This window comes from Halomonas caseinilytica (assembly GCF_001662285.1).
Taxonomy (GTDB): domain Bacteria; phylum Pseudomonadota; class Gammaproteobacteria; order Pseudomonadales; family Halomonadaceae; genus Halomonas; species Halomonas caseinilytica.
Map to the genome: position 1 here is coordinate 1 of NZ_BDEO01000013.1, position 16,352 is coordinate 16,352.

The window sequence follows — 16,352 nt, forward strand, 5'->3', positions numbered from 1 at the left end:
ACCGGGTCGGGAGGCGTCTCGGCAGGAACCGCGGGGTCCTCCGGCCGACGGGAATCTCGAGTCATGGGAACTCCTCAACGAAGTGGCGCGCCCCGAGGGACACGCCGCGTCCGGTCATGTCATCGGGCCACTGCGCACCGGCCCGATGCCTCTTACATCAGGTTATGGTTTTCCAGATACCCAACCACGGAGTCATAGAACTCTTGGGTGATCTCGTTCTTCTCGGCCCAGTTGGCCCACTCATCCTTGGCGATGTTGCGGAACTTGACGCGTTCCTCGGCCGGCAGGTCGATGATTTCGATGTCCGGGTTGTCACGCGCCTCGCGCACGGCCTCCAGATCGCGGGTCTTGAGTTCAGCGACCATCTCGTAGGCCAGACTGTCCACGGAGGTCTCGAGGATCGACTTGAGGTCTTCTGGCAGGCCGTCCCAGATATCCTTGTTCAACGACACCGACACCATCGGCAGCGAGTGGAACCCCGGATAGAGCGGATAGGGCGCGAACTCGTGCAGTCCCTGAGCGTGATTGGTGGCGAACACCGTGTAGTCGGCAGCATCGATCACGCCCTTCTCCAGGCCGGTGTAGACCTCGGAGCCCGGCAGGTTGACCGGTGTGGCACCGGCCGCCTCGAAGACGTTGTAGACCATGCCCTCGGGCGCGCGCAGCTTGAGGCCCTTCATGTCCTCGACGGAGCGAACCGGCTTGCTCGAAGGCAGCGACTCCAGGCCAGTGGCGGCAGCGCCGATCAGGTGCAGGCCATAGGGCTCCACCAGCTTGTTGTACAACTCCTCGCCGCCGGCATTGTTCATGTAGTCGAGAAAGTCGTAGGGATCGCTCCAGGCCCCCACCAGATTGCCGATCATGCCGAAGGCCGGGTTCTGGCCGGTGAAGTAGCTGGGGTCGGTCAGATGCCCCTGCAGGATGCCGGATTTCACCGCCTGCAGGGTCTGGTTGGCTTGAACCACCGAGCCGACCGGCAGGATCTCGATGGCGATGCGACCATCGGACATCTTCTCGACGTTGTCGGCCCAGGCCTTTTTCATCTCGAACTGGGGCTCCCCGGCAGTTTCCGAGGTCTGGAAGGTCCACTCGTATTCGGCAGCCTGGGCATCGATGGCCAAGGCGCCGAGCACGGCGACGGTCAGGGTCTTGAGAGGCATGCGAGACATCATGAGGCTTCCTTATCGCTTGTTGTTGCAACAGTTGACGGGACTTCGATAGCGGGAATGCTGGGTATCAGCTCCTCGAGGCCCAGATCCCGACCGGTGCGTTCCAGCACCGCCAAGGCCGCCTGGGCGGCCCGCTGGGGCTGACGCAGGCGAATCGCCTCCATCACCCGGCGATGGCGTTCCATGCTGTCGTTGAGCTCATCGGCACTGTGGTTGGATTTTTCCACCAGCAGCGCGATGGCCGGTTTGAGAACGTGGCTGATCTGCGCCCAGACCAGATTATGCGAGGCCGCAAAGATCGCTTCGTGGAAAGCCACGTCGTAGTCATTATGGGAGATGTCCTGCCAATGCAGGTCATCATGCTCCAGAGCGCGGATCATGCCTTCATGGGCGGACTCAATGGCCAGCAGGTCCGCCGCCGTGGCGTACTCCGCCGCCAGGCGCGCCACATAAGGCTCGACTGCCACCCGAAAGGCAAAGATCTCACGCTGGATGCGCGGATTCGGCTGGGCGAAGCGTGCCATCCAGCCGCTGACACGCGGATCCAGCAGGTGCCACTCCTGCAGGGCGCGCACCCGCGATCCCTGCCCGGAAATGCGCGTCAGCAGGCCCGCCGCCACCAGGGTCTGCAGGGCACTGCGCACTGTGCTGCGGCTGACACCAAAACGTTCGCAGAGATCCAGTTCCTTGGGCACGAAGTCTCCCGGCTCATACTCCCCGGCGAAAATGGCCTCGGCGAGGAAATCAGCGATCTCGGGGCTCGACGCGCGTCGAGAATCGGAAGTGGCAGAAGACATGACGTGCCTGTGCGGGTGGAAGAGCGGATGTAGTGTCTGACCATGAATTTTCTATGTCGGACATAGCTTCGAATAAAATCGGACACAATGCTTTTAGACTTTAGTCCCCATCGGGGGCCAGCCGTGGCTTTCCATCGCTCGGGCTCGGGTGTAGGGTGCGATATCAAGCCAACCGCCGGGAGCAACCAGTGAAATATCGCTACTTCAGCATCGGTGAATATCCTCAAGGCACTCCGGAGCGCGGGTTGTTCACATTGAACGAAGCCGACTTGCCGGAACTCGCCGACGGCCAGGTACGCGTGCGCAACACCTGGCTCTCGGTGGATCCCTATATGCGGGGGCGCATGAGCGGCGTGACGACCTATATCGACCCCTTCGCACTCGACGCGCCACTGGAAGGGGCCGCCGTGGGCGAGGTGATTGCCTCACGAGACGAGCGTTTTCAGGAAGGCGACCGAGTGGTGCATATGGGAGGCTGGCGTGACATCGCCCAGCTACCCGGCGATGCCCTGCAGCCCCTGCCGGACATCGAGGTGCCATCCCAGGCCTTTCTCGGCGTGCTGGGCATGCCCGGCATGACCGCCTGGACCGGCCTCAACGTCATCGCCGGCATGAACGACGGCGATAACGTGCTGGTCAGCGCCGCCGGGGGTGCCGTCGGCTCGCTGGCCGTACAGCTCGCCAAGGCCAAGGGCGGCACCGTGGTCGGCATTGCCGGCACGCCGGCCAAGCGCGACTGGCTGGAGTCTCACGGTGTAGTGGCGGTGGATTACCGCGACAAGGATGCCGCCACCCTGACGGCAGACCTGCAGGCTGCCTGCCCCGAGGGCTTCGACGTCTACTACGAGAACGTCGGCGGTGTCTGCCTGGAGGCCGCGCTGAATACCCTGCGGGTGGGTGCACGCATCGCCGTGTGCGGCATGATCGCCCACTACAACGACGACACTCCAGCCCCCGGCCCTTCCAACCTGGCCATGGTACTGATTCGTCGTGCACGCATGCAGGGCTTCATCGTCTTCGACCACTGGACGCATTACCCTCGCTTCCTCGAGGAGGTCGGCCCCCTGGTCAGTGCCGGTCGGATCGACTACGAAGAGACCATCATCGAGGGGCTCGAAAAGACGCCCGACGCATTTCTCGACCTCTTCCAGGGCGCCAATCAGGGCAAGATGCTGGTACGCCTCTAGGGCACCATTCGCCGATACCATGACGACATCCCCGACCGTGGTCTTCGGTGGCACCGGGTTTCTCGGTGCCACTCTGGTGCGAGAACTCGTGGAGAGCGGCCGACCGACCCGCCTGGTGGCACGCCGGCCGGCCAGGCCGTCATGGGCGGAAGACGGCGATCCCCTGGAGGTCTTCGAGGCCGACATCCGCGATGCACAGCGCGTCGCCGAAGTACTGGAAGGGGCCGGCGCGGTGGTCAACGCCACGAGCCTCTACGTGCCGTCGCAACATATCGATTTCGCGGATATCCACGTCACCGCGGCAGCCAAGCTGGCGCGCCTGGCACGGGAGGCCGGCATCGAACGGCTGGTGCAACTCTCGGGCATCGGCGCCACCCTCGACTCGCCCTCGGCCTATGTGCGGGCCCGGGCGCGCGGCGAAGCGGCAGTGCTGGACGCCCTGCCCAAGGCCATCATCCTGCGGCCAAGCGTCCTGTTCGGGCGCCATGACGCCTTTCTGTCCAACCTGGCGAGGCTCACGCGCCTCCCCGCGATTCCGCTGTTCGGCAAGGGGCAAAGCCGGCTACAGCCGGTGCATGTCGTGGATGTGGCACGCGCCATCGTCAGGCTCATCGCCACTGACCGGCCACGGCGCTACCTCTTCGAGCTAGGTGGTACCGATATCCTCAGCTACCGCGAGGTGCTCTCCCTGGTGATGCAGCACCTGGGGCAGGAGCGCCCGCTCGTTCCCCTGCCCTTCGCCGCCTGGCACGCCCTGGCCCTCGGACTCGGTTGGCTGCCCTCCCCGCCCTTGACCCGCGACCAGGTCATCCTCATGCAGAGCGACAACCTGGTCAGCGAGGGCGTCGGCACCTTCGCCGACCTTGGCATGCGTCCCCGAGCGCTGCGCGAGAGCCTACCTGACTGCCTCTGACGTCAAGGATCGGTATCGAAACCATATGCCCGCTCGACCCGGGCAATACGCACACGATAGTTCGCGTACCAGGTCTCGCGTCCCATGCGCTGTGCCTCGCGATGCTCGGCCTGGGCCTTCCAGCGCTTGATCGATTCGAGATCCGCCCAGTAGGACACCGTGATGCCGATCGCTTCACGTGCCGATTCCACGCCGAGAAATCCCGGCTGTTCGGCGGCCAGGTGCATCATGCGCGCGGCCGTCTCATCATAGCCGGTCGCGACATCGCTACGTCGTGAGGAGAAGATCACCGCGTAATACGGCGGCTCCGGGGTGTCAGCCAGCATAGTGCAACTCCGTTCCGAGGACTTCTATGCCCCCTCAGTATCGACATCCCCGAGCGCTTCAAGACGCGCGGGGGCTCGGCGATTCGCCGATATCCTCGAACCATAAATCGGGCGAAGACGCGATGAAGCGCTCCATCAGGGCGATGCACTCAGGCGTCTGGAGCACGTTCACGTCGACGCCATGCGAGCGCAGCAGCGCCTCCTCGCCCTGAAAGGTACGGTTCTCGCCGATCACCACGCGAGGAATGCCATACAGCAGGATAGCGCCCGTACACATGGCACAAGGAGAAAGTGTCGTGTAGAGCGTCGACTCGCGGTAGATATCCGCCGACTGGCGACCGGCGTTTTCCAGCGCGTCCATTTCGCCATGCAGGATGGTACTGCCAAGCTGGACACGGCGATTGCGACCACCGCCGATGATCACTCCTTGATGAACCAGCACCGAGCCGATGGGGATGCCTCCCTCGTCGAATCCCGCCTGCGCCTCGGCCAGGGCAGCCTGCATGAAGTGATCCATGATCGATGCTCCTCACTCACTGGTTGAACCTCTCCACCCCAGCCTACGTCCGGGCACCTCGACTCACCAGCGCGAACGTCCGTCGGCCCCCATCTTCGCGAGCCGTGACAGCACCACGAATCGCCCCCTCATCTCGCACTGGTGGATTCCGCCAACCTTGGTCTTGTTAACAGCAATCCTTGCCATTTTATGACATCCATGAAGAATGGCCCCCGAATTCTTTGAGATCACGAGCACATCGATACCATGGCATCTTCTCTTTCCGAACTGTTCAAGGACCTGCTGGCCGCCGGCAACGGTCTGATATGGGGCACTTTGCTGATCTACCTGCTGATCGGCGCAGGCCTGTACTTCACCGTCATGACACGTGGCATCCAGTTTCGCTACTTCGGCCACATGTTCAAGCTACTGCGCCATTCACGCAGCGGCGATGGCGGCATTTCCTCGTTCCAGGCGCTTTCCACCAGCCTGGCCGCCCGTGTCGGCACCGGCAACCTGGCCGGCGTGGCCGTCGCCATCTACTTCGGCGGGCCCGGCGCCATCTTCTGGATGTGGATGACAGCCCTGGTAGGCATGGCCACCAGTTTCATCGAATCCACCCTGGCCCAGGCCTACAAGACGGACCATGGCGACGGTACCTTCCGCGGCGGACCGGCCCGCTATATCTCGCAGGGCCTGGGACTGCGCTGGCTGGCAGCACTGTTTTCCATCTGCCTGATCATCGCCTTCGGCCTGGCCTTCAACAGCGTGCAATCCAATTCCATCGCCCTGGCCATGGAAGAGGCCTTCTCCCTGCCTCCTTGGGTTGTCGGCGTGGCCCTGGTCGTGGCGGTGTCACCGATCATTTTCGGTGGCCTGAGATCCATCGCTCGGGTGGCCGAGCTGGTGGTACCGGTCATGGCCATCATCTACCTGTTGCTGGCCATTGTGGTGGTCGCGCTCAATATCACCGAGCTACCCGCGGCCATCATGACCATTTTCAAGAGCGCCTTCGGCCTCGACCAGGCTGCCGGCGGCGCCGCTGGGTACGCCATTTCCCAGGCCATCATGAACGGCATCAAACGCGGTCTGTTCTCCAACGAAGCAGGCATGGGCTCGGCCCCCAATGCCGCGGCCACCGCCTCCACTCACCCGCATCACCCCGCCGCACAAGGCTTCATCCAGATGCTCGGCGTCTTCTTCGATACCCTGGTGATCTGCACCGCCACCGCCGCCATCATCATCATGGCCGGCCCGGAGTTGCTCACCGGTGACGAAGCCAACGGCATCCAGCTCACCCAGATCGCGCTGTCGCAGCATGTCGGCGACTGGGCCAGCATGTTCATCGCCGTGGCGATCTTGCTGTTCGCCTTCACCTCCGTGATCGCCAACTACTCCTATGGCGAAACCAATGTGGAATACCTGGCCGGCACCCGGTACGCGCCTGGCGCCATTCTGGTCTATCGCCTGGCGGTACTGGCCATGGTGATGATCGGTGCGGTGGCGAATCTCGGGCCGATCTGGAGCTTCGCCGATCTTTCGATGGGCATGATGGCACTGATCAACCTCGTGGCGATCCTGCTGCTCTCGCCGGTGGCCATCTCCCTGTTCCGGGACTACGAGCGCCAGCTCAAGGATGGCCTGGAGCCCAACTTCGACCCGCGCCACTTCCCGCGGCTGAACGACCGGATCGACCCCAAGGCCTGGCCCAGGGGCGCCGACAAGGCCTGATCCCGCCTCGACGGACGCCACGACGCATGTCGTGGCGTCGCCTTTCCTTTTCACGATCCCTGAGGGCGAGACACGAGGTTGCCTGGACACCCGGCGCCTTACGACAGACACTGATGGCGGTGCCGCAATCGGCTGATGCCGTGAGCCGCTTGGTGAACGTCGACGGCAACGGGCCAGGCCCCCGCACAGGCGAGCGGGAATAACGGCACCGCCCCTTCATCCCGGCAACGGAACGCGCTTGCCATCGCCACTCGGGATGATCCTCAGACCCGTGATCCGGAAAGGAGTGTACCCATGGCCGACCCCCGTATTCTGGTATTCGCCGGCAGCGCCCGCGAGGCCTCCTTCAACAAGCGCCTCGCGCGACTTGCCGCGGCACGCATCGAAGCGCTCGGAGGAAAGCCCACCTTCATCGATCTGCGCGACTACCCCATGCCGCTCTATGACGGCGACCTGGAAGACGCGCAAGGCCTGCCCGACAATGCCCTGGCATTGCGGGAACTGCTTGCCGAGCATCAGGGGTTGTTGATCGCCTCGCCGGAATACAACGGCTTTGTCACGCCGCTGCTGGCCAACACCATCGACTGGCTCACTCGTCCCCATCAGGGCGAAAGCGGACTCGCCCTGTTCAAGGAGCGCCACGCCGGACTCGTCTCCGCCTCTCCCGGCGGCCTGGGCGGCCTGCGTGCCCTGAACCATCTGCGTCAGTTGCTCGCCAATATCGGCGTGACGGTACTCCCAGAGCAGCTCGCCGTCGCGAAGGCAAGCGACGCCTTCGATGCCGACGGCAACCTCGTCAACACCGCCCAGGGCGATACGCTGGATACCCTCTGCCAGCGCCTGATCACCACCCTGGATCGGCAACACGCCGACTGATACCCCGAGCCCTCGTCATCGGCCGGGCACATAAGTGCCAGAAAGCGATGACGAGGCTTCCCCCTCCTCGGCATCGCCCAGTACATCCTCAGGATTGCGCAACGGGCAACTCTTCAACGACAGGCAGCCACAGCCGATGCATCCATCGAGCTGGTCGCGCAACGCGATCAGGCAACGGATGCGCTCGTCCAGCGCGCTACGCCATTGCGCCGAGAGGTGCCGCCAGTCCTCGGCGTCCGGAGTGCGGGACGTGGGCAGATCGTCCAGCGAGGCCTTGATCTCCGCCAGCGGCATGCCCGTGCGCTGGGCGATCTTGATCACGGCCACGCGACGCAGCACATCCCGGGAGAAGCGCCGTTGATTGCCGGCATTGCGCGTGCTCTCGATCAACCCCTTGGCCTCGTAGAAATGCACGGTGGACACCGCCACCCCACTGCGCCGGGCGACATCCCCCACCGTCAGCGATTGCTTCCGGGGATTCAGCTTGCGATGGCTCATCGTACCTCCCGCCTTGACCTCAAGTTCGGTTGAGGAAATATCGTGCCGAACGTCATCACCCGGCACAAGTCCGGTCATCCCCCTGTCTTTCGAGTGACCATCATGGAAACCACCCTGACCGATCGTTCAACACAACGCGTATTGCCTCTGATACCCGCCATTCTCCTGGCCATGCTGGTGGGGCTGAACCTGCGCCCCTCGATGGCCGCGATCGGCCCTCTGGTCGAACGCATCCAGGCCGATATCGCCATCAGCTACGCGCAGCTCGCTCTACTGACTACCTTGCCCGTGCTCGCCATGGGGGCTGGCTGCTTCATTGCCGTTGCCCTGGCCAGACGCTGCGGCGCGAACCACTTGATTGGCGGTTCCTTGCTGATGATCGCACTGGCCGACGGCTTTCGCCTGGCCGGACACGGCGTGACCACCCTGTTGATCACGGCATTGGTCGCCGGTATTGGTATCGCCGGCATCCAGGCACTGTTACCGGCATTGATCAAGCAGCAGGCCAAGCAACGTACACCACTGGTCATGGGGTGGTATATCGCCGCCATCATGGGCGGTGCAGCGCTCGCCGCGACCTTGGCGGCGACCCTGGCGGATCTGACAGGCAGCTGGCGTGCCAGTCTGGCACTGTGGGGACTGGTGGCCCTCGTGGCATTCCTGGCCTGGCAGCGACGTGGTCCAGTGCTGCCCGATACCGTAAAAGGCAAGGAGCAACGCGATCATCGTGCCTCCCTGTATCGCCAACCCCGCGTCTGGACGCTGGCGATCTTCTTCAGCCTATGCGCCTCGGGCTATGCCTGCGTGCTGGCATGGCTTCCCCCCTATTACATGGAACTCGGCTGGACGGAATCCGCCGCCGGCCTGCTGCTGGGCTATCTCACCGCTCTCGAAGTCGTCGCCGGGCTGGTCTTGCCGGCCCTGGCCCAGCGTCGAGCGGACCGCCGCCCGGTTCTGCTCATCCCTCTGACCTGCTCTCTGGCCGGTTTCCTATTGTTGTGGCACACACCTGAATCCTCCCCATGGTTCATCACCACCTTGCTGGGCATCGGACTCGGCGGCCTCTTCCCCCTGAGCCTAATCGTCAGCATGGACCACCATCCCGATGCCCAGCGTGCTGGCAACATCACCGCCATTGCACAGGGAGCCGGTTATAGCCTGGGTGCCTTGACGCCATTGATCGCCGGCGTGATTCGTGACCAGTTCGGCGGTTTTGAATTGGCCTGGGCCAGTCTGGCGGGTACCACCCTGCTGATGGCACTCATCTCCCTGCGTTTCGACCCGCGGCGCTTCTCCACGGTGATTCACGACTGACGGATTCGGGCCCTGATACCCAAACGGTATTGCCATGAATGACATTCCACTGATGGCGTGGCCCTTCCACCCTATGTGGCATCCGGCAGCCGCCGGCGACTCCTCCACGACAAGGGCGATACCATGACACACGATCACACTGCCTCCGCCACTCTCCCCCACCGCACCCTGGGACAAGGGCTGAGCGTTTCGGCGCTGGGCTACGGCGCCATGGGAATCAGCGAGTTCTACGGACCGTCGAATGACCAGGCCAGCCGGGTACTGCTCGCCGAGGTGGCCAATGCCGGCATTGACCTGATCGACACGGCAGATATGTACGGCCGCGGCCATAACGAGACGCTGATCGGCGAATGCCTCGCCGAGCGACGTCGGTCGCTCGGCGCCAGCGACATCAGGATCGCCACCAAGTGCGGCATCGACCGGGGCGATGCCGACTACGCACGACGCGTCGACAATCGTCCCGAATACATCCGGGCCTGCTGCGAGGCTTCCCTCCAGCGCCTGGGCGTCGAGCGCATCGATCTCTACTATCTGCATCGCGTGGACCCGCAAGGCGACATCACCGCCGCGATGGAATGCCTGGGGGAGCTCGTCAAGGAAGGCAAGATCGCTCATGTGGGGCTGTGCGAGGTCTCGGCGTCGACCCTGGCCAGGGCGCATGCCGTCCACCCGGTCACCGCCTTGCAGACCGAATACTCACTGTGGACGCGCGATGTCGAGACCGAGATCCTGCCCATGGCACGCCGCCTCGGTGTGGGGCTCGTACCCTATTCTCCCTTGGGGCGCGGCTTCCTGACCGGCCGCATTACCGGGCAGGACGATCTTGCCGAGGACGATTTCCGTCGCCACAACCCGCGCTTTCAGGCCGACAACCTGGCACATAACCTGACGTTGCTCGAGACCGTCCATCGCGTAGCCGAACGCCATGAGGCCTCGTCAGGTCAGGTCGCCCTCGCCTGGTTGCTGGCTCAGGACGAGCATATCGTGCCGATTCCAGGCACCCGGCGCTCGACCTATCTGCACGAGAACCTCGGCGCCCTGGCCTTGCGGCTGGACGAGCGTGACCTGAACGACCTCGACAGCGCCCTGCCCCCGGACGCAGCCCATGGCGAGCGTTATACGGCGGAAGGCATGAAAGGCGTCAACGCCTGAAGGCGTGCCAGCACTCGATAATCACGGTGTTGAAACCGGCCTCGAATGCCCATCCCCGGGAATCCCGGCCTCGGCCGCCTCGAGCAGCACATCGACGACATTCCGGACCTCCATGCGCGTTTCCTCGGTCCGCCAGAGAAGCTTGAGCTCGATGCTCAATCGCTCCTCCAGACCGGCGACGAAGGGACGATAAACGACCCCGAGACGGCTGGCTGCCCGCAGTGACGTCGGCAGAAACGCCACGCCTTCGCCGGCGGCCACCCGGGCCAGCAGCGTCATGTGTTCGCTCGGCTCGGGGCGGCGAGGCGGCGCATAGCCATGGTCCGCGAAGACGCGCTCGCAACGATCATGAAAGACCGGATTGTCGTGACGGGGAAACCAGAAGAGCCGGGTATCGCCCAGGTCGTCGAACGATACCCTCTCGCGCTCGGTCGCCGGATGGTCCGCGTGCAACGCCACCATCAGCGGATCGAGGGCAATGCGCCGAGCCTGGACCGATTCGCCCGGATCGGCGATCTCACCGACCAGGGCAAGATCCAGCCCACCGCTCAGCAAGCGTTCGACCAGATGCTTCGAATAGGCTTCCTCGATTCGCGTACCTGCGGGGAGGCCCGAATCCGTCAGGACATCGCGAAGGCCGGCCACCAGGCTGAAATCGATCACGCTCGTCAGACCAAGCCGAACATCGGTCGCCTCGGCGGCCACCGCCCCACGCAGATTGACCAGCGCCGCATCGAGCGACTCGAGAACCCGGCGGGCATCATGCTCGAATCCCTCGCCGGCCGAGGTCAGTCTGACGCCATGGGTGTCGCGCTCGAACAGCTTGACGCGCAGCAAGGCTTCCAGCCCGCTGATCTGTCGAGACAAGGGAGGCTGCGACATATGCAGACGCTCGGCGGCACGACGGAAATTGAGCTCCTCGGCCACCGCCAGGAAACACTGCAACTGTCGTGTGGAGGGCAAGCGTCTGGACAGGTATCGCATCGTCATCCTCTGGCTCCGCCCGGCATGGTCAGGGATTGGCACGCCGCACTTGCCCCATGAAGCCGGGGCTCACGGGCGATATCGACCGAGTGCCTGCCGGCAGCTCCTGCATGACGCCGGCTATAGCCGCCCCTGCCGAGCCAGCCGCCGCCTGACCCAACGGTCGTACCACCAGGTCAACACGGGCTTGATCACGGGCAAGCCGATGAGCACGGCCAGAGGGCGCAGCCTGGGGACCCGGCGCATCAGCAGGATATAGGCATCCATGCCGCGATGCAGCGAGCCCTCGGCGTCTTCCACGTGCAGTGAGAGCAGGGCCTCTTCCACCGTGACGCCATGCGCATTCAACACGGCCTCATGGGTATTGGCATCCAGCCACGCCACCGACCCCGCGTGCCGCACCAGACGTTCATAGCGATGGCGCTCGCGGCGACAGATCGGGCAAGCCGCATCATAGTAGACCTTCAGCGGGGAATCCTCGCTCACGGGGCCTCCGGGATGAGTCACTCGATGGCGCCGGACAGGCCGTCCAGTTCACGATCATCGACGCCCAGCATGCGCAGTATCTGCCGCTGCGAAGCCTCCAGAAGCTGGCGTCGTTCCGCCTCGTCGGGCAGGCTCTTGGCGATGGCCACAGCCCCTACCAGGGAAGCCAGGATTGTCCGGGACTTCTCGGCGAGCAGCTCGCGGTCCGGCTCGAAGGGCAACTTCTTCAGCCGACTCAAGGCGATCAGTCGAGTCTCCAGCATCTTGCGCATGCGTACATAGGAGGCTTCGAAAAGCGTCTTGATCTCGGCGTTGTCGTTGCCAATCTCGTTGAACAGCACCGTCTCCGGTCCCGGCGACTGCTTGCGCTCCAGCTCCTGGAGGTTCCAGCAATTGGCCGCCAGGGCCGTCAGGTGCTTCACCGACAGGGGGCCCTTGACCAGGCGCGATGCGCGGCTGTTCCTGAGCGTCTCGCGAATGGAGGCATCATAGAGTGCTTCCTTCGAGGCGAAATGCGCATAGAAGGCGCCATGGGTCATATTGGCCCGTTTCATGATCTGCCCGATGGAGACCTTGTCGAAGCCATGGCGACAGAACAATTCCGTGGCGGCCGTCAGGATGCGCTCTCTGGACCGCGCCTTGTGAGCGGTGGAATACGGCATGAGTTCCTCGCCCTCGCGCGACAGAATATTACCTTGATCATATATAGCCCGGTGCTAGGTTGGCCGCGACCCTCGAACCTTCAGGAGGCACCATGAACTCCCCTATCGTCGTCACGGGCATGGGCATGATCGGCCCCCTCGGCAATGGCGTCAAGGCAACCTGGGAACGCCTGCTGGCGGGCCGTTCCGGCATCGGGCCGATCACGCGCTTCGATACCGGCGAGCTGCCGGTCTCCATCGCCGGTCTGGTTCCCGACCTCGCCGAAGACCCGCATGCCGGTCTCGACCCCGACACCATCGTCGACGCCAAGGAGCGGCGCAAGCTCGACCTTTTCAGCCTCTATGCCATGGCCGCCGGGCAACAGGCCTTGGAGCAGGCCGACTGGTTCCCCGAAAATGCCGCCGACCGCAGCGCGACCGCCACCATCGTGGCGTCGGGTATCGGCGGTTTTCCCACCATTACCCGCGCGCAGGACACGCTGAGAACGCGCGGCCATCGGCGCCTTTCGCCCTTCACCGTGCCGGCCTTCCTGGCCAACCTGGCGGCGGGCAACCTGTCGATCCGCCATGGGTTCACCGGGCCGTTGGGCTGCCCCGTCACGGCATGCGCGGCAGGCATTCAGGCCATCGGCGACGGCATGCGCCTGCTGCGTAGCGGCGAGGCCGAGGTCGCCCTGGTAGGAGGCGCCGAGGCGTGCGTCGACCCGCTCTCGTTGGCCGGCTTCCATGCCCTGAAGGCACTCTCCACGGAACGCGAATATCCCGCACGCGCCTCCCGCCCCTTCGACAAGGCACGCGATGGTTTCGTCATGGGAGAAGGCGCCGGCTTGATGGTGATCGAGACCCTGGCCCATGCCGAGGCACGCGGGGCCACGCCACTTGCCGTGCTCAGCGGCTACGGCACCAGTGCCGATGCCCATCACCTCACCGCCGGCCCCGAGGACGGCGCCGGTGCCGCCGCATCCATCCGGGCCGCCCTGCGCATGGCGAACCTGCCCGACGAGGCGATCGGCTACGTCAACGCCCATGCCACCTCGACGCCCGTCGGCGACCGAGCCGAGATCGCCGCGCTCCGGGCCGTGTTCGGCGAACGGCTCGGCACGATACCGATCTCCTCGACCAAGTCGGCCACCGGCCACCTGCTGGGGGCGGCCGGCGGAGTCGAGGGCATCATCACCGCCTTGGCGGTACGGCACGGCCAACTGCCGCCGACGCTCAACCTGGACGAGGTCGACGACGACATGAACGACCTGGACTTCATTCCGGGCGCCTCGCGCGCGCAGGCGACCCGGCACGCCCTGTGCAACGGCTTCGGGTTCGGCGGGGTCAATGCGTCGCTGATCGTCAGCCGTATCTGATCCGCCAGCCTCCCGTTCGGGGCATCCCGAGGATGCCCCTCAAATGCCGATATCGTCGTCGAGCTCCTTGTCCTCATGCTGGCGAAGCGGCGTGTTCTCATCGCACGCCAGGTCATGCACGAAGGTCCGGGTCACGTCCAGCAAGCCCAGATCCTGGATGGTGCGGCGTCCGAGCAGGACCGGGTAGATCAGGTTGTCTCGATCCTCGAGGGTGAATTGCTCCTCGTAGCGGGTATCGCCGATGCACAGCGTCATCAGCACCGCCGGACGACGATCCTTGCCTCCGGCGCCGGTGAGAATCAGATTGCGGAGCACCGGCCGCTCGAAGGTCTTCGAGACGACCTCCTCGGTTGCCTCGTCCTCGACCTCGACGACGAAACGCACCCACTCCTCGCCATCGCGCTCGAACCTCTCGATGTCTTCCGCCTGCATGGAGGACGTCAAGGCGCCACTATCGAGCTTGACCTTGACCTCAGCTCCCCAGGGTTCCTCGATGGTGGCTTTCTCCACCCACCCGAACACGGGGGGCGTGTCATCGCCGGCCAGAGCCGTGCCACTCGCAAGGCCGGTGGCAAGACAGGCAATCAACACATGGCGTAGCGGCTTGTACATGCCAACTCCTTCCGCTGTCAGTACTTCCTTCATGGTGAACGATATGGGCCGTCTCGAGGCGGTCCCTCCCTCGATGCGAGGCACCATATCAAGGCTTGTGCCCCCGCCGCCATTCAGCATCGTTGCCAGACGCCAGCCGGGCGTTTTGCTTCGCCGAATGCCTGCGATCACGCGACGACGGATGCTGGACACCCTGGAGCGCGCATCCTCATAATAAAAATGAATGATTGGAACAACGCCAATTTCAAAGGTTCATCAATAATGGATACCGCGCTGCTGCGCGCCTTCGTCACCGTGGCCGAGTGCCAGGGCTTCAGCGCCGCCGGCAAGGTGCTTCATCGCACCCAGTCGGCGATAAGCCTGCAGATCAAGCGTCTGGAAGATCAGATGGGCCAGGCGCTGTTCGAGCGCACCAGTCGCAGCGTGCTGCTCACCGCGCACGGGGAACAGTTGCTGCCTTACGCACGGCACATGCTCAAGCTGGAAGACGAGGCTCGGGAACTGCTGGGTCACCAACGGTGCGGCGAATTGATTCGCTTTGCGACCTCCGAAGAGCAAGCCAACGCGTATCTCCCCTCGCTGCTGCCTCGCCATGCACGACGTTTTCCGAACACGCGCCTAGAACTGAGCTGCGACATCAGCGCCTCTCTGGTCAATCAGTTTCACGAAGGACTGCTGGATGTCGTGTTGTCGACCCGGCATCTCCCCTCGTCATCCGGCCGCTTGCTGGGCCGGGAACCCATGGTCTGGGTCGTGGCCGAGCACTGCCGCCCCGACGACTGGGACACTCTGCCCCTGGCACTCAACCCGGAGGGCTGTCTCTTCCGTGCGCATGCCCTTTCGGCCCTGGGGCACGTGGAACGCCGCTGGGAGATACGCTATTCGAGTCAATCGCTCACCGGGATCAATCCACCCGTACAGGCGGGGCTGGCGATGACGGTGAAGACGCCGCGCAGCGTGCCGACCGGATGTCGAATCGTCGGCGAGGCGGAAGGCTTGCCGCCTCTCGGGCAAGTCGAGATCGAATTGCACTGTCGCCCCGGACACACCAGCGAGGCCCTGGAAGCCTTCTGCGAGGAGCTGGAGCGCATCGTCACCGAGGCCGACGATGCAGCAGTGCCGGCTTTCGGCGAGGCATTGCCGGAGTAAGGCCCGTCCGCCAGCTGGCGCGGACGGGGCACGCCGGTCATATCATGTCTCAGTCGCGACGGTAGGTGCCGACCAGACGATTCATGCCCAGCAAGTGCGGCTCGACCTGCTTGAGCAACTCGGCCATCGAGATGCCCTCGGGCAAGGCCGTGGGCTTGTCCAGCGCCAGCACCCAGAAATAGTACTGATGGACGCCATGCCCCTCGGGCGGCATGGGCCCGCCATAGCCATTGCGTCCGAAATGATTGAGCCCGCGAGTCCCTTCGGAGGTAGCCTCCTCGAGTGACGTCGTGGAGCCCGGCAGGTTGTAGAGCACCCAATGCACGAAGCCATAGCCGCCGTGCTCCACCAGCGGGGCGTCGGGATCGTGGCAGATCACCGCGAAGCCCTTGGTGCCTTCCGGTGCGTCATGCCAGGACAGCGCCGGTGACAGGTCCTCGCCTTCTCCCGTGTGCCGCGCCGGGATCTCGCCCTGATCGGTGAAGGCGGGGCTTTCCACTCGCATGTTCGTCAATGCAAAGGCCATGATCGTTGCTCTCCCTGGAATGGTGGCATGATGGGGAACACGGCGCCGTGCTCCCGGCCGCTTCAGGCTCGGCAAATGCCGTTAGCCTGTCAACGACCCTTGCCCATGGCATGATG

General features: G+C 64.2%; 18 protein-coding genes. 8 read left to right on the forward strand and 10 right to left on the reverse strand.

Annotated elements, in window-relative coordinates:
* Nucleotides 1-152: 152 nt before the first annotated feature.
* Together HSDC_RS14230 and HSDC_RS14235 are read right to left on the reverse strand one after the other, a co-directional pair.
* A complete protein-coding gene (locus HSDC_RS14230) occupies nt 153-1,172 on the reverse strand; it encodes a TRAP transporter substrate-binding protein (RefSeq protein ID WP_064700618.1) in 1,020 nt (339 codons plus the stop codon).
* Nucleotides 1,169-1,966, reverse strand: coding sequence for a FadR/GntR family transcriptional regulator (locus HSDC_RS14235; protein WP_064700619.1), 798 nt, complete (start codon nt 1,964-1,966; stop codon nt 1,169-1,171). Before HSDC_RS14235 ends, HSDC_RS14230 begins: the two co-directional genes overlap by 4 nt.
* A gap of 188 nt (nt 1,967-2,154) precedes the next feature.
* On the opposite strand from HSDC_RS14235, the gene HSDC_RS14240 reads away from it, so the two are divergent.
* Nucleotides 2,155-3,153 (forward strand): NADP-dependent oxidoreductase, encoded by a 999-nt coding sequence (locus HSDC_RS14240; RefSeq protein ID WP_064700620.1) that lies wholly within the window; start codon nt 2,155-2,157, stop codon nt 3,151-3,153.
* Nucleotides 3,154-3,172: 19 nt separating this feature from the next.
* Nucleotides 3,173-4,066, forward strand: a complete 894-nt coding sequence (locus HSDC_RS14245) for a complex I NDUFA9 subunit family protein (RefSeq protein WP_064700621.1) — start codon at nt 3,173-3,175, stop codon at nt 4,064-4,066.
* 2 nt (nt 4,067-4,068) lie between these two features.
* Here the strand turns inward: HSDC_RS14245 and HSDC_RS14250 are convergent, their stop codons facing one another.
* Together HSDC_RS14250 and HSDC_RS14255 are read right to left on the reverse strand one after the other, a co-directional pair.
* Nucleotides 4,069-4,392, reverse strand: coding sequence for an antibiotic biosynthesis monooxygenase family protein (locus HSDC_RS14250; RefSeq protein ID WP_064700622.1), 324 nt, complete (start codon nt 4,390-4,392; stop codon nt 4,069-4,071).
* 58 nt (nt 4,393-4,450) lie between these two features.
* On the reverse strand, nt 4,451-4,909 hold the full coding sequence (locus HSDC_RS14255; RefSeq protein ID WP_064700623.1) for a nucleoside deaminase: 459 nt from the start codon (nt 4,907-4,909) through the stop codon (nt 4,451-4,453).
* A gap of 246 nt (nt 4,910-5,155) precedes the next feature.
* Between HSDC_RS14255 and HSDC_RS14260 the strand changes: the two genes are divergently transcribed.
* Together HSDC_RS14260 and HSDC_RS14265 are read left to right on the forward strand one after the other, a co-directional pair.
* Nucleotides 5,156-6,619 (forward strand): alanine/glycine:cation symporter family protein, encoded by a 1,464-nt coding sequence (locus HSDC_RS14260; protein ID WP_064700624.1) that lies wholly within the window; start codon nt 5,156-5,158, stop codon nt 6,617-6,619.
* Nucleotides 6,620-6,913: 294 nt separating this feature from the next.
* The gene (locus tag HSDC_RS14265) at nt 6,914-7,495 is read left to right on the forward strand and encodes an NADPH-dependent FMN reductase (RefSeq protein ID WP_064700625.1); all 582 of its coding nucleotides are present in this window, start codon (nt 6,914-6,916) and stop codon (nt 7,493-7,495) included.
* A 15-nt stretch (nt 7,496-7,510) separates the two neighbouring features.
* Here HSDC_RS14265 and soxR read toward each other — a convergent pair whose 3' ends face one another.
* The gene (gene soxR, locus HSDC_RS14270) at nt 7,511-7,993 is read right to left on the reverse strand and encodes a redox-sensitive transcriptional activator SoxR (RefSeq protein WP_064700626.1); all 483 of its coding nucleotides are present in this window, start codon (nt 7,991-7,993) and stop codon (nt 7,511-7,513) included.
* Nucleotides 7,994-8,035: 42 nt separating this feature from the next.
* Here soxR and HSDC_RS14275 point away from each other — a divergent pair, with 42 nt between their 5' ends.
* Both HSDC_RS14275 and HSDC_RS14280 read left to right on the forward strand, forming a co-directional pair.
* A complete protein-coding gene (locus tag HSDC_RS14275) occupies nt 8,036-9,307 on the forward strand; it encodes an MFS transporter (protein WP_244534502.1) in 1,272 nt (423 codons plus the stop codon).
* Nucleotides 9,308-9,430: 123 nt separating this feature from the next.
* Nucleotides 9,431-10,459, forward strand: a complete 1,029-nt coding sequence (locus tag HSDC_RS14280; RefSeq protein WP_064700652.1) for an aldo/keto reductase — start codon at nt 9,431-9,433, stop codon at nt 10,457-10,459.
* Between the two features lie 21 nt (nt 10,460-10,480).
* Here the strand turns inward: HSDC_RS14280 and HSDC_RS14285 are convergent, their stop codons facing one another.
* From HSDC_RS14285 to HSDC_RS14295, 3 genes are all read right to left on the reverse strand, one after another.
* Nucleotides 10,481-11,449, reverse strand: a complete 969-nt coding sequence (locus HSDC_RS14285; RefSeq protein ID WP_082920058.1) for a LysR substrate-binding domain-containing protein — start codon at nt 11,447-11,449, stop codon at nt 10,481-10,483.
* Between the two features lie 114 nt (nt 11,450-11,563).
* Nucleotides 11,564-11,929, reverse strand: coding sequence for a thiol-disulfide oxidoreductase DCC family protein (locus HSDC_RS14290; RefSeq protein WP_064700627.1), 366 nt, complete (start codon nt 11,927-11,929; stop codon nt 11,564-11,566).
* Nucleotides 11,930-11,946: 17 nt separating this feature from the next.
* Nucleotides 11,947-12,591 carry a TetR/AcrR family transcriptional regulator gene (locus HSDC_RS14295; protein WP_064700628.1) on the reverse strand — a complete coding sequence of 215 codons (645 nt, stop codon included), beginning with the start codon at nt 12,589-12,591 and terminating at the stop codon, nt 11,947-11,949.
* Between the two features lie 92 nt (nt 12,592-12,683).
* On the opposite strand from HSDC_RS14295, the gene fabF reads away from it, so the two are divergent.
* Complete coding sequence (gene fabF, locus HSDC_RS14300) at nt 12,684-13,949, forward strand: beta-ketoacyl-ACP synthase II (protein ID WP_064700629.1); 1,266 nt, start codon at nt 12,684-12,686, stop codon at nt 13,947-13,949.
* A gap of 39 nt (nt 13,950-13,988) precedes the next feature.
* Here the strand turns inward: fabF and rloA3 are convergent, their stop codons facing one another.
* The gene (gene rloA3, locus HSDC_RS14305) at nt 13,989-14,561 is read right to left on the reverse strand and encodes a retropepsin-like aspartic peptidase RloA3 (protein ID WP_064700630.1); all 573 of its coding nucleotides are present in this window, start codon (nt 14,559-14,561) and stop codon (nt 13,989-13,991) included.
* A 261-nt stretch (nt 14,562-14,822) separates the two neighbouring features.
* Between rloA3 and HSDC_RS14310 the strand changes: the two genes are divergently transcribed.
* Entirely contained in the window at nt 14,823-15,710 is an 888-nt protein-coding gene (locus tag HSDC_RS14310; RefSeq protein WP_064700631.1) for a LysR substrate-binding domain-containing protein, read from the forward strand.
* Between the two features lie 49 nt (nt 15,711-15,759).
* On the opposite strand, the gene HSDC_RS14315 is transcribed toward HSDC_RS14310, so the two are convergent.
* On the reverse strand, nt 15,760-16,236 hold the full coding sequence (locus HSDC_RS14315) for a YbhB/YbcL family Raf kinase inhibitor-like protein (protein ID WP_064700632.1): 477 nt from the start codon (nt 16,234-16,236) through the stop codon (nt 15,760-15,762).
* Nucleotides 16,237-16,352: the final 116 nt, after the last annotated feature.